Annotated in this window: 16 protein-coding genes; 14 read left to right on the top strand and 2 right to left on the bottom strand. The window is 29.3% G+C overall.

The features are described from left to right. Window positions 1-49: 49 nt before the first annotated feature. Window positions 50-811 carry a Bax inhibitor-1/YccA family protein gene (locus VP90_RS04660; RefSeq protein ID WP_262589945.1) on the top strand — a complete coding sequence of 254 codons (762 nt, stop codon included), beginning with the start codon at window positions 50-52 and terminating at the stop codon, window positions 809-811. 1 nt (window position 812) lies between these two features. Here the strand turns inward: VP90_RS04660 and VP90_RS04655 are convergent, their stop codons facing one another. Both VP90_RS04655 and VP90_RS04650 read right to left on the bottom strand, forming a co-directional pair. Then, window positions 813-1,157, bottom strand: coding sequence for a DUF2794 domain-containing protein (locus VP90_RS04655; RefSeq protein ID WP_262589944.1), 345 nt, complete (start codon window positions 1,155-1,157; stop codon window positions 813-815). Then, window positions 1,150-1,701, bottom strand: coding sequence for a septation protein A (locus VP90_RS04650; RefSeq protein ID WP_262589943.1), 552 nt, complete (start codon window positions 1,699-1,701; stop codon window positions 1,150-1,152). Before VP90_RS04650 ends, VP90_RS04655 begins: the two co-directional genes overlap by 8 nt. Window positions 1,702-1,787: 86 nt before the next feature. Between VP90_RS04650 and hspQ the strand changes: the two genes are divergently transcribed. The 13 genes from hspQ to glcF all read left to right on the top strand — a co-directional run bounded on the left by hspQ (window position 1,788) and on the right by glcF (window position 13,333). Further along, window positions 1,788-2,108 (top strand): heat shock protein HspQ, encoded by a 321-nt coding sequence (hspQ, locus tag VP90_RS04645; protein WP_262589942.1) that lies wholly within the window; start codon window positions 1,788-1,790, stop codon window positions 2,106-2,108. A gap of 177 nt (window positions 2,109-2,285) precedes the next feature. Continuing rightward, a complete protein-coding gene (gene ccmC, locus VP90_RS04640) occupies window positions 2,286-2,993 on the top strand; it encodes a heme ABC transporter permease CcmC (RefSeq protein WP_262589941.1) in 708 nt (235 codons plus the stop codon). Next, window positions 2,990-3,217: a heme exporter protein CcmD gene (locus VP90_RS04635; protein ID WP_262589940.1), complete on the top strand. Its 228-nt coding sequence runs from the start codon at window positions 2,990-2,992 to the stop codon at window positions 3,215-3,217. Before ccmC ends, VP90_RS04635 begins: the two co-directional genes overlap by 4 nt. Window positions 3,218-3,227: 10 nt before the next feature. Next, window positions 3,228-3,647 (top strand): cytochrome c maturation protein CcmE, encoded by a 420-nt coding sequence (gene ccmE / locus VP90_RS04630; RefSeq protein WP_262589939.1) that lies wholly within the window; start codon window positions 3,228-3,230, stop codon window positions 3,645-3,647. Further along, entirely contained in the window at window positions 3,648-5,522 is a 1,875-nt protein-coding gene (locus tag VP90_RS04625; protein ID WP_262589938.1) for a heme lyase CcmF/NrfE family subunit, read from the top strand. It abuts the gene before it with no gap. Further along, on the top strand, window positions 5,519-6,037 hold the full coding sequence (locus tag VP90_RS04620) for a DsbE family thiol:disulfide interchange protein (protein WP_262589937.1): 519 nt from the start codon (window positions 5,519-5,521) through the stop codon (window positions 6,035-6,037). The genes VP90_RS04625 and VP90_RS04620 overlap by 4 nt, the downstream gene beginning before the upstream one ends. Continuing rightward, window positions 6,034-6,393, top strand: a complete 360-nt coding sequence (locus VP90_RS04615; RefSeq protein ID WP_262589936.1) for a cytochrome c-type biogenesis protein — start codon at window positions 6,034-6,036, stop codon at window positions 6,391-6,393. Before VP90_RS04620 ends, VP90_RS04615 begins: the two co-directional genes overlap by 4 nt. 6 nt (window positions 6,394-6,399) lie before the next feature. Beyond that, the gene (locus tag VP90_RS04610) at window positions 6,400-6,912 is read left to right on the top strand and encodes an acyloxyacyl hydrolase (RefSeq protein ID WP_262589935.1); all 513 of its coding nucleotides are present in this window, start codon (window positions 6,400-6,402) and stop codon (window positions 6,910-6,912) included. Between the two features lie 9 nt (window positions 6,913-6,921). Beyond that, on the top strand, window positions 6,922-8,073 hold the full coding sequence (locus tag VP90_RS04605; protein WP_262589934.1) for an alpha-hydroxy acid oxidase: 1,152 nt from the start codon (window positions 6,922-6,924) through the stop codon (window positions 8,071-8,073). A gap of 73 nt (window positions 8,074-8,146) precedes the next feature. Continuing rightward, a complete protein-coding gene (locus VP90_RS04600; RefSeq protein WP_262589933.1) occupies window positions 8,147-9,310 on the top strand; it encodes a pyridoxal phosphate-dependent aminotransferase in 1,164 nt (387 codons plus the stop codon). A gap of 3 nt (window positions 9,311-9,313) precedes the next feature. Beyond that, a complete protein-coding gene (locus VP90_RS04595) occupies window positions 9,314-10,810 on the top strand; it encodes an FAD-linked oxidase C-terminal domain-containing protein (RefSeq protein WP_262589932.1) in 1,497 nt (498 codons plus the stop codon). Continuing rightward, window positions 10,764-12,044, top strand: coding sequence for an FAD-binding protein (locus VP90_RS04590; RefSeq protein WP_262589931.1), 1,281 nt, complete (start codon window positions 10,764-10,766; stop codon window positions 12,042-12,044). The genes VP90_RS04595 and VP90_RS04590 overlap by 47 nt, the downstream gene beginning before the upstream one ends. After that, window positions 12,044-13,333, top strand: a complete 1,290-nt coding sequence (glcF, locus tag VP90_RS04585; RefSeq protein WP_262589930.1) for a glycolate oxidase subunit GlcF — start codon at window positions 12,044-12,046, stop codon at window positions 13,331-13,333. Before VP90_RS04590 ends, glcF begins: the two co-directional genes overlap by 1 nt. Window positions 13,334-13,339: the final 6 nt, after the last annotated feature.

Raw genomic sequence — 13,339 nt, 5'->3', positions numbered from 1 at the left:
TTTAAGGTATCTTGAATAATTATTAAAAGACTATTATATGTAACATATTATGGAATTTGATAAAAACGGAATATTAAACAGAGCAAAGGCAGCGCAACAAACTGCTGCTGTAATGGATGAAGGCTTAAGAGCCTACATGTTAAAAGTTTATAACTACATGGCAACAGGTGTGTTGTTAACAGGGATCATCGCACTAATAACATTCAAGATGTCAGTAGTAACTGATCAATCAGGTGCAATTGTTGGATTAACACAAATGGGGAATGCAATTTATTTATCAGGACTTAAATGGTTGGTAATGTTAGCTCCTTTAGGTATCGTTTTTTACATGAGTTTTGGAATTAATAAGATGAGCGCTTCAAAAGCTCAAACAACATTCTGGGTGTTTGCAGCTTTAATGGGTCTTTCATTGTCTTCAATCTTATTAGTTTATACTGGTTTAAGTGTTACTAGAGTGTTCTTCATAACTTCAGCAACTTTTGGAGCTATGAGTATTTATGGTTATACAACTAAAAGAGATTTAACAAAGTTTGGATCATTTTTAATGATGGGATTGATTGGTATAATTATTGCATCAATCGTTAACATTTTCTTAAAATCTTCAATGATGTACTTTGTAATTTCAATTTTAGGTGTTTTAATTTTCGTAGGTTTAACAGCTTATGATACTCAAAAAATTAAAAACATGTATGTTGCAAGTGACTCTGGTGAAATCGTTGGAAAAAAAGCAGTAATGGGTGCTTTAACATTATACCTAGACTTTATTAATCTATTTATAATGTTGTTAAGACTTTTTGGTCAAAGACGATAGTTTATTTTTGAAGTTTCTTCCAATTAGTATTTTTAAGTAAAGATTTAAGTTCGTAAGAATTTTTTAATATCTTACCAGTTGTATCTGTGATTAAGTATTTTAAATTCTTATTTCTTGGCTTAAAGTTTTTGCAGATTTTATAGAGTGCATTTTCTGCTGCATTCCTAAATACACTAAAGCTAACTTGTTTGCTTGATATGTTGAGACCATAATCTTTCCAAGAACCTTCGGAAACCATCTTAGCATAAAGATCTAAAATAATTTTAAGTTCATCTTTTTCAAAAAATTGTTTTTCCTCTATTTTGTTATGTGGATTGTTTACTACTAATCTTAAGTTATTACGCATCTATTTTATATTTATTTATTAAAGGTACCTGAAATCCTGTAAACACTATTGTTATTGGAAGCATTCCCCATACTTTAAAATTAACCCAAAATTCTTCAGTTTGCGTTCTCCAAACAAATTCATTTAATAATGCAAGTCCGAAGAAAAAAAACATCCATCTTCGATTTAAAATTTCCCATCCGATATCTGACAAAGGTATTGATTTACCCATAACTTTTTTAAGAATTGGTTCTTTCGTAAAGTATTTTCCAAAATATAAAGCTAAAGCAAACATGATATTTATTATTGTTGGTTTTACATAAATAAATATTGGATCATTAAAATAGATAGTGAGACCACCAAAAAAAGTTATTAAAATTCCACTTAACAAAGGCATAGGTGGTATTTTTTTTTCAAAAAACCAAACAACTGTTAATGCAATGATAGTTGCAACTATTAAGGGAGGAATTGCTACTGATAAATTTTTTCCACTGTTGTAATAATAGAAAAAAAATATTGCTAAAGGTCCAAAATCAGTAACAAATTTTAAAAAAGATTTATTCACTTAAAAGATATTAACATATTTGCCACATCACAAAACATTAATATTTTTTACATTGATTTTTATTTTTAAATACCCATACTAACTACATGGCAATCCAGAAAGCTAAATTCTCAATTGGAGATATTGTTAAACACAAGCACTTCGAATTTAGAGGAGTTATTTATGATGTAGACTTCGAGTTTAACAATTCTGAGGAATGGTATCAGTCAATTCCAAAAAATGTTAGACCAAGAAAAGATCAGCCTTTTTATCATCTGCTTGCCGAAAATGATGAAATCACTTACGAAGCTTATGTTTCAGAGCAAAATCTTTTGATGGACGATTCAGACGAGCCTATAAAACATCCGTTAATTGAAGAAATTTTTTCAGGTAAAAAAGGCTCAAGTTATTTCAAGCTTTCTAATTAGCTATCATTATTCAAACACATTTATTTCAAATCTAGGCCACACTAATTTTTAATTAAATAGTCATATTCTGATCAAGAGTGTTAAAAGTTAATCTTTCTTTATTATCTCCCCCTCTTCATTCTTGATCAGATAATTTTTGACAATAGTATTTTTAAAATAAATCCCTAAATTAGAGATATGTTTAAACTTTTAGAGCCAAATAAAATTTTTCAAATTACTTCGAAAGCACCAAAATATGTTTTATTTTTATTCGTTGTTGTTCTATCTGTTGGATTAGTTGAAGCACTTATATTGTCTCCAGAAGATTACAAGCAGAGTGACGCTGTTAGAATTATGTATGTTCATGTTCCTGCTGCATGGATTTCTCTCGGAATTTTTTCTTCGATAACTGTTTTATCAATTTCAGGATTTATTTTTAAAAACAAAAATTTTTTTTTAATATCCAAAAGTTTAGCACCTTCAGGTTTTGTTTTTAACATTATTGCTTTGGTAACTGGTTCTATTTGGGGGAAGCCTACTTGGGGTACATGGTGGGCCTGGGATGCTAGGATTACTTCGATGTTAATTTTAGCTCTATTTTATGCTTTATACTTAATCTCTTGGAGAATTTATGAAAATGAAGAAAAAGTTTTTAAAATCTCAACTTTTATTACCATTCTTGGAATTATAAATGTGCCAATAATTAAGTACTCTGTTGATTGGTGGAATACACTTCACCAACCTGCCTCAATAAATGTTTTATCTAAAAGCTCAATTCATTCATCAATGCTTTATCCTTTATTGATAATGACTGCGGCATTTGCTCTATTTTCGTTGTTAATTTTCTTAATGAAATATAATACAGAACTGATAAAAATTAAAAATAAAGGCTTAGATAGATTATGATTAACGAATTATTATTTATGAATGGATATGCAGCATACGTTTTATCTGCATTTGGTTTTACTTTATTAAGTTTCCTAAGTTTATATTTAGTAACAAAAGTTCAATTCATGAAAGAACAAAATAAATTTGTTGCTAAATTTGGATCACTTAACACTGAACAAGCTAATTCTGCAAAATCACAAAGAATAAATAAAGAAATTTTAGCTGACGCAACAAATAACTAATTTTTGATCGATGTATGGTCGAAAAGTTAAGTTAAGATTTCTATTTGTTTCTACTATTTTATTAATTTTAATATTAACAGTTTTTTTAGTTCTAAAATCTTTAGAAGAAAACGTTGTTTATTTTCAATCTCCTTCGGAGATTAAATCATTAACTGAGCTGACAAACAATAAAATTAGAGTAGGTGGCATGGTTAAAAAAAATTCTATTAGTATGAATTCTAATGAAGTGAATTTTATTATTACAGATTTTAAAAATGAGATTAATGTTACCTATTCAGGAGCAGTCCCAAATTTATTTGAAGAAGGAAAAGGAGTTGTAGCTGAAGGAGTTCTGAAAGATAGAAATTTTTTTTCAGCAACAAAAATTTTAGCAAAGCATGATGAAAATTATATGCCCCCAGAGGTTAAAGCTGCATTGGAGGAAAATTAATTGATTTATAGCGCCGTTGGATACTATGCACTGATTTTAGGGTTAATTAGTGGTTCAATTTTGATTTATTTTTCAATTCAAAATTTCAGAAATTCAGAAATTTTAGATACTAAAATATTATCATTATCATTTTTACAATTATTTTTTGTTGTTGTTAGTTTTTTTGGTTTAGTTTTATCTTTTGTAGTTTCAGATTTTAGTAATGAAACTGTATTTAATAATTCTCATACTACTAAACCTTTATTTTACAAGATTACAGGAACTTGGGGAAATCATGAGGGTAGTTTGTTATTGTGGTTGTTGGTTTTAACGTTATTTATTTTTATTTTTTTGTTAAGAACAAATAATCAATCAATAAAGTACAAAACTCTAACAACAATATTTCAGCAGATAATAATTATTGGTTTTTTTATATTTTTATTAAAAACTTCTAATCCATTTAATTACTTGTTCCCAATTCCTGAAGAAGGTTTAGGTTTAAATCCAATCTTGCAAGATCCCGCATTAGCAATTCATCCACCTGTTTTATACTTAGGCTATGTTGGTTCATCAATAATATTTTCCTCCGCACTAGCAGCCACAACTTTAAAAATGGTTTCAGGAAGCTGGGCAACTCATATAAAAAAATGGACTTTAGTTTCTTGGATATTTTTGACATTGGGAATTTTACTAGGTTCTATTTGGGCTTATTATGAACTTGGATGGGGAGGATTTTGGTTTTGGGATCCAGTGGAAAATGTATCTCTTATGCCTTGGTTAGCACTAACCACATTGCTACATTGCATGTTAGTTTTAGAGAAAAAATCGATTTTAACTTCTTGGGTTATAATTTTATCTATAGCTACATTTTCACTTAGTATGTGTGGAACTTTCTTAGTTAGATCAGGTATCCTTAATTCAGTTCATACTTTTGCTAATGACCCTGAAAGAGGTCTATTTATATTAATATTTTTGTTTGTTCTAATTTTTATTTCTTTATTTATTTTTTTCTTTTTTCATAAAGAAGATCAAAAGAATTCAATAAATCTTTTTTGGTTAAGTAAAGAAAGTGCAATTATATTGAATAATTGGTTCATGATGTATTTTTTATCTGTGGTTTTAATTGGTACAGTTTATCCAATTTTTTTAGATGTAATTTCTTCAGAAAAAATATCAGTCGGCCCACCGTTTTACCACAAACTAATTATCCCTTTCTTAATTCCATTTTTAATCGCTATGGCAATTGGACCTCAATTGAAATGGATTAAAACTAATTTAGAGAGTAAAAAAATTCTTTTATTTTTGTTGTTTATTTCTATTTTAATATCTTATTTAATTGTTAAGAATTTTGATAAAAATTTACTTGTAAACACTATTTTAATCTCAAGTGCATTTTATTTGTTTTTTATTACTGTAAGGGATTTTTTTACAAAAAAATTTAAAAACATTTCTCAAAATATAGCTCACTTTGGATTTAGCTTATTAATTTTAAGTATTTTATTTAATAATTTGCTCTCTAGTGAAGTAATAACCAATCTTAAAATTGGTCAGAGTTATGAAAACTCAAAAATTAAAATTACACTTGAAGATATAAAGCAGAGAGATGAACAAAATTATAGCTCGGTAGTAGCAAATTTTAAAATTGTTTCTTCAAATGGGAAAATTAATAAAATGTCACCTGAGTTAAGAATTTATAACCAGCCAAATATAGTAACCAGTGAAGCTGATATTAAAACTTCTTTAATGAAAGATAAATTTATTGTCATAAACTTAGTACAAAATCAGGAATATTTTAATGTTAGATATCAAGACAAACCCTTCATGCTTTGGATATGGGTGTCAGTATTATTATTAAGTATGGGTGGAATATTAAGTTTGTTTAGAAAGAGAATATGAAAGATAAATTAATACCTTCAATAATAATAATAAGTTTTATAATTATTTTTTTTATATTTTATAAAGGTTTACAGGAAACAAATATCTACACCCCTAAGTCAGAAATAAAAAAAGATATTCCAATTTTTTCTGGCGTTAAATTTGATAGCAAAGAAAATGTTAACTCATCAGAAATATTTAATTCAAATAAATTTTATTTATTAAATATATGGGCCTCATGGTGCGTACCCTGTAGACAAGAACATTCTTATTTAATGAAATTAAGTGAAAACAATAAAGTAACTTTAGTTGGATTAAATTATAAAGATAATTTTAATAATGCTCAAAATTTTCTAACAAAATTTGGAAATCCATACGAAACAATATTATTAGATGAAGATGGTACAATTTCAATAGAGTGGGGAGCATATGGTGTACCAGAAACTTTTTTAATTCATAAAAATAAAATAGTTGCAAAATATATTGGACCATTAAATGAAAAATTAATTAACGAAATTAATTCAATAATAAAATGAGAATTTTAAAAATTACTTTAATTATTTTATTAATGATTCCAAAAATATCATTTGCTGATGATCAGCTCGAAAGAAATAAAATTACGAAAAATTTAAGATGTTTAATTTGTCAGGGTCAATCTGTGTATGATTCAGATTCAGATTTTGCAAATAGCATGAAAATTTTAGTTGATAAAAAACTTGATGAGGGATTATCTGAAAATCAAATCTATGATTTTTTTAAGGAAAAATATGGTGAATGGATTTTGTATGACCCTAGTTTAAATAAAAACACTTATATTCTTTGGATATTGCCAATATTGATATTTTTACTTGGAGGTGCAATAATCTTTAAAAAGTTAAAATTTAAAAATTAATCCAAAATGCACTTAAAAAAAATTCTGATTTTACTTTCATTGCTAACATTCACGATTCCATTAAACGCAGAGGAAATCAAATCAAATGATTTAAATACAGAATTTAATGTTTACACAGGTATGTTTGATTTTAGTGATGATGGTAAAAAATCAACTTTGTTAGGTTTTCAGCATCAAAATGAAAATTTAAATAGAGATACTTTTTTAGGAAATTTGTCACCAATAACTGGCGCTATCCTTACAGCGGATAGTGCGGCTTATGTTTATACTGGAGTAGAGGCGCAATATAAAATAGGGTCTTTAAATTTTAATCCAAGTTTTGCTCCTGGATTGTATCATGAAGGTGATGGAAAAGATCTTGGTCACATTTTAGAATTTAAAACAGAGCTTCAAATATCACTGGATATGTCTGAAAGCAGCCAATTTGGATTTTCATATAATCACTTATCTAATGCTAGTTTAGGAAGTAAAAATCCTGGGGCAAATAGTTATATGTTTAATTTCTTTAAAAGCTTCTAATAAACAATCATGAATTTAAAAGACTGTTATAATTTTGATGACTTTAGAAAATTAGCCAAGAAGAAACTACCAGCTCCGATCTTCCATTATATTGATGGAGGTGCTGATGATGAAATTACTTTAAATAGAAACACAAATTCATTTAATGATTGTGATTTAGTTCCAAATATTTTGAATAGTGTGGGAGAACCAAATTTATCGACAACAGTGTTTGGTAGAAAGATTGATATGCCTTTATTTTTGTCACCAACAGCGATGCAAAGTTTGTATGATCCTGAGGGAGATAAAGCTTCGGCAAGAGCTGCAGAAAAGTTTGGCACAATGTATAGCATGTCTACTATGGCATCTTTTTCTATTGAGGAAATTGCAAATATTTCAAGTGGCCCCAAACTTTTTCAACTTTACATTCATAAAGATAAATCAATTACAGATGATTTAATTGATAGATGCAAAAGAGCAAATTTTGATGGTCTTTGTTTAACAGTAGATACTTTAGTTGCTGGTAATAGAGAAAGAGATCATAGAACTGGTTTTACAACTCCTCCTAAATTAACTTTAGAAAGTTTACTAAGTTTTGCTATGAGACCAGAGTGGGTATTTAAATATTTAATTAATAAAAAATTTGAGTTAGCAAACATTAAAAACAAAACAGACAAAGGGACAAATATTGCGAAATCAGTGATTGATTATATCAATGAACAATATGATCCTGCTATGAACTGGGAAGACGCCGAGTACTGTATTAAAAGATGGAATGGTCCGTTCGCTCTTAAAGGTGTTATGTCAGTAGAAGATGCAAAAAAAGCAATTGATATAGGTTGTACTGCTATAATGATATCAAATCATGGTGGAAGACAATTAGATGGATCAAGATCACCATTTGATCAAGTTAAAGCAATTAGAGATGCAGTAGGTGATAAATTGGAAATTATTCTTGATGGTGGAGTAAGAAGAGGAACGCACGTTCTTAAGGCTCTTGCGGCTGGCGCAACAGCTTGTAGTTTTGGAAAAGCTTTTCTTTTTAGTTTAGGTGCTGGTGGACAGAAAGGTGTTGAAAGATTGCTAGAGAACATGCAAAAAGAAATTAGAAGAAATATGATTTTGATGGGTTGTAAATCTGTAAAAGATCTTGATGTATCAAAAATAATCTACAGAAATTAAGATAAACTAAGGAAATTCAAATTTTATCTTAATAGACATTCAATTTAATTTATGTATATTTTCCAATTTTATTATGAAACTAGCAGCATCACTTAATAGACTTGGAACAGAAAGTGCTTTTTCAGTTTTAGCAGAAGCTAAAAAATTAGAGGCACAAGGAAACCCAATGATACATCTTGGATTGGGTCAACCAGATTTTAAAACACCTAAACATGTTGTTGAAGCTGCAAAAAAAGCTTTAGATGATGGTCATCATGGTTATGTTCTTTCAAACGGAATTTTAGAGTGCAGACAAGCTGTTACTAGATGGATCAAGAAAAGATATAATACTGAAGTAGATCCTGAAAGAATTATTATAATGCCAGGTGGTAAACCTACAATGCATTATGCAATACAGTGTTTTGGTGAACCAGGAGCTGAAATTATTCATCCAACTCCAGCTTTTCCTATTTATGAATCTATGATTAATTATACAGGCTCTACTGCTGTGCCTTATGATTTAACAGAAGATAAAGATTTAAAATTTAGTGCAGACAAAATTTTATCTTTAATAACTGAAAAAACTAGATTGCTAATTTTAATTAATCCTAATAACCCAACAGGCAGTTTTGTTGAAAAATCTGAAATTGATAAATTAGCGGAGGGTTTAAAAAAACATCCTCACGTGACTATTTTAAGTGATGAAATTTACAGTAGACAAATATTTGACAATAAAGAAATGCCAACATTCTTTAATTATCCAGAGTTAAAAGACAGACTAATTGTTTTAGAAGGTTGGAGTAAAGCTTACTCAATGACAGGTTGGAGATTAGGTTGGAGTTTTTGGCCTGAAAATTTAATAGAACATATTAATAAATTACTAATCAATAGCGTTTCTTGTGTTAATGCAGCTGCTCAATTTGCAGGAATAGCAGCACTTGATGGACCAGACGATTCAATTGATTTGATGATGGAAAAATTTACACAAAGAAGAAAATTAATTCATGAAGGATTAAATAGTTTACCTGGAGTAGAATGCAGTTTGCCAGGAGGAGCATTTTACGCATTTCCAAAAGTTATAGGTACTGGAATGGATGGTTCAGAGTTTTGTAAAAGAGCTATGCATGAAGCGGGTGTTGCTATTGTCCCAGGCACAGCATTTGGAAAAACATGCAAAGATTACGTAAGATTTAGCTTTGCTGCATCTCAGGATAACATTTCTAACGCATTGGAAAATATCAAAAAAATGCTAGGTTAAGCTATGTCTGAAATAGCTTTGCCAAAAATTGATAGATCTATTGTATCTAATAAATCTCAGATAGTAAAAAAACTATCAAGTATAACTAACCCAGAAAACGTTTTAAGCGAAGCTGATGAACTAAGACCTTATGAAACTGATGCACTTTCAGTTTATACCCAAACTCCTTTAGCAGTGGTCTTGCCTGAAAACACTAAAGAGGTTAGCGAAATTCTTAAATATTGTAATGAAGAAAATATCAAAGTAGTTCCAAGAGGAGCTGGAACAGGTTTGTCCGGAGGGGCATTACCTTTACAAGATGCCATTCTTTTGGGTTTAGGAAAATTTAATAAAATTTTAGAAATTGATTATGAGAATAAATGTGTGATCACTCAACCTGGTGTTACTAATTTAGGAATTACTCATGCTGTAGAACATAAGGGTTTTTATTATGCTCCAGATCCATCTAGTCAATTAGCATGCTCTATAGGTGGTAATGTGGCTGAAAATTCAGGAGGTGTTCATTCTTTAAAATATGGAACCACTACAAATAATATTTTAGGTGTGGAGATGGTAATGATGGATGGAACCATTTGTAAAATTGGAGGAAAATCTTTTGATCAAGAAGGCTATGACCTAATGGGATTAATTTGTGGTTCAGAAGGATTATTAGGTGTTGTTACTGAAGTAACAGTGAAGATTCTTAAAAAACCAGAAGTTGTTAAGGCAGCTTTAATTGGTTTTCCATCTATTAAAGAAGGGGGGAATGCAGCGTCTGAAATAATTTCAAGCGGAATAGTTCCAGCTGGAATGGAAATTATGGACAAAGCTCTTATTGAAGCAACAGATAATTTTAGCAAAGCTGGTTACCCAAGAGATGCTGAATTATTACTAATTGTTGAACTTGATGGAACAGAGTCAGAAGTAAATGAGTTGATCAAAAAAGTTGAGATAATTTGTAAAAAAAATAATTGTTCAAGTTTAAAACTAAGCAAAAATGAAAAGGAAAGATTATCTTTCTGGGCTGGGAGAAAAGCTGCTTTTCCAGCATGTGGAGCGATGGCTCCAGATTATTACTGTATGGATGGCTCAATACCTAGAGGTAAACTTGCAGAAGCTTTACTTGAAATAAAAAAACTTTCAGAGAAATATAATTTACCAGTGGCTAATTGTTTTCATGCGGGTGATGGAAATTTACATCCACTAATTATGTTTGATGGAAATGATAAAGAGCAGTTAAGAAAAACAGAAGAGTTTGGATCAGAAATATTAAAAACTTGCGTAAGACTTGGAGGAGTAATCACAGGAGAGCATGGAGTTGGTATCGAAAAAAGAGAACTTATGTGTGAGATGTTCAATGATAATGATATTCAACAACAGTTAGATATTAAAAAATCATTAGACGAGAAAAACTTATTAAATCCTGGAAAAGTATATCCTATTCTTAGAAAATGCGCGGAGGAAGGAAGGGTTCATGTCCATAAAGGCAAAGATAAATTCCCAGATCTTCCAAGATTCTAATAATATCTATTATCCAAAAAACGAGAGTGAAGTTTCAGAATTAATTAGAGAACTTTATAAAAAAGATTCTCCTACAGAAATAATAGGAAATAATTCTAAAAGCTTTATAGGAAATAAAGCTCAATCAGCAAATACAATGTCGCTTTCGAAATTAACAGGCATAATAGATTACAGACCTGAAGAATTGTACATTAAAGTAAAGGCTTGCACACCAATCGAAGAAGTTGAAAAAATACTTGATGAAAATAATCAGGAATTAGCCTTCGAGCCTATTGATTTTGGTTATATAAAAAATGGTGTATCTAACAAAGGAACAGTTGCAGGGTATTTATCCTGTAATTATGCAGGCTCAAGAAGGTTTAAAGTTGGAAGTGTTAGAGATCATGTGTTGGGTTTTAAAGGAGTAAATGGCAAAGGGGATCTTATCAAATCAGGTGGAACGGTAGTTAAAAATGTTACTGGTTATGACTTGTCAAAACTTATAGCTGGATCTTTTGGCACATTAGTAGCTTTAACAGAAATCACTTTAAAGGTTTTACCAAAAAAAGATTCATCAAATACAGTCGCAATTTATATTGATAAATTTGAAGAGATTTTTGATTTATTTATTAAGTTATCAAGTTCAAGTAGTGAAATATCAGGAGCAGTTTATGTTCCCAATAAATCAAAGGATGATGATTTCTTAAAGAAAAAAAATTCTGTACTAAAATTTAACGATTTAAAATCTAATACTTCTTTTCTAGCTTTTAGAGTAGAGGGAGATAAAATTTCAATAAAGGAAAAAATTAAAAATTTAAGCAAAGAACTTGAAATTGATAAATTTGAAACATCAACTTTAGATGTTTATCAGTCAGAACCATTCTGGCAAAAAATTAATAATTTGGAAATTTTTGAGAATACAAAAAATAATTTAATCAGAATGGTTATTCCTCCAGCAAAAGGATCAAATTTATTAAAATTTTTAGATAATAAATATAAATATTTTGTGGATTGGTGTGGATCATTATTTTGGATAGAAGTTGATGAACAAAAAGAAGAAAAAATAAAAGAGCTAAAGAAAATAGCTTTGGAATCTGGTGGTTATTTAACTGTAATAAAAACTTCTGCAGATTATGATTATGGAGAATCAATTTTTACAGTCGATGATATACGTTTGATGATTTCAGAAAAAATTAAGAAAAGTTTTGATCCAAAAAGAATTTTAAACCCTGGAAAAATGTATAGAGGAATTTAATGCAGACAAAATTTACTGAACAGCAACTTAAAGATTCTGATAATTTTGCTACAGAAAAAGTATTTAAAAAGTGTGTTCACTGTGGAATGTGTAATGCTACTTGTCCCACACATCAGCTGTTAGGTGATGAATTGGATGGACCAAGAGGTAGAATTTATCTTATTAAAGACATGTTGGAAAATAACAGAAAACCAACTGAAAAAGTTGTTAAGCACATTGATCGTTGTCTTTCATGTTATAGCTGTATGACTACTTGTCCTGCAGGTGTAAATTACATGCACATCATAGATCATGGAAAAAAATATATTGAAAAAAATTATGAAAGATCTTTTTTTGATAAACTAATTAGATATTTTTTATCAATCACTTTACCAAATGTTAAAGTATTTAGACTTTCAAGTTTTTTTGTTAAATTGGCAATGCCATTCAAATTCTTAATGCCTACAAAGATTAAAGACATGATTGAATTAATGCCAACAACTTTTCCAAAAAAAACTTTACCTATTAAAGAGATTTACAAAGTTTCAGACAAGAAAAGAATAGCAAGAGTTGCTCTATTAACTGGATGTGTACAAAAAGAAATTTCACCTCAAATAAATGAAGCAACAATCAGATTATTAAATAGACATGGGGTTGAAGTTGTAGTTCCAAAAAAAATTCGTTGCTGTGGATCTTTAAATCACCATCTAGGAAAAGAAGAGGATGCTCACCAAGATTTTAAAAATAATATAAATACTTGGTATGAGGAGCATCAAAAGGGAAATTTAGACGCAATTTTATCTAATACATCAGGTTGCGGTACTACCATGAAGGATTATGGTTTTATTTTTAGAGATGACAAAGAGTTAAGTAAAAAAGCAAAAGTCATATCAGATCTTACAAGAGATATTTCTGAGTATATTTTTGAAAGTTTAAAACTAAATATAAAATCTAAAGGAAAGAAATATAAAGTTGCTTATCACTCTGCATGTTCAATGCAGCATGGTCAAAAGGTTCATTCACAACCAATTTCATTACTTGAGAAAACTGATAATGAAATAATGGAAATTCCACAAGGGCATATTTGTTGTGGATCAGCTGGAACCTATAATATTTTGCAATCAAAAATTGCAAAACAACTATTAAAAAATAAGGTAAATAACATAGAAAGTTTAAATCCTGATTTTATTTCAACAGGAAATATTGGTTGTATTACCCAAATTTCTCATGGTACTAAAGTCCCAATTTTACATACAATTGAAGTTTTAGATTGGTACACAGGCGGTCCCAAACCTGAAATTTTAAAATAGGGGTTT

Source organism: Candidatus Pelagibacter ubique HIMB140, assembly GCF_025558165.1.
In the GTDB taxonomy this organism is placed as follows: Bacteria; Pseudomonadota; Alphaproteobacteria; order Pelagibacterales; family Pelagibacteraceae; genus Pelagibacter; species Pelagibacter ubique_T.
Note: the sequence above shows the minus strand (reverse complement) of the source record. Positions and strands in the feature narration are given on the sequence as shown.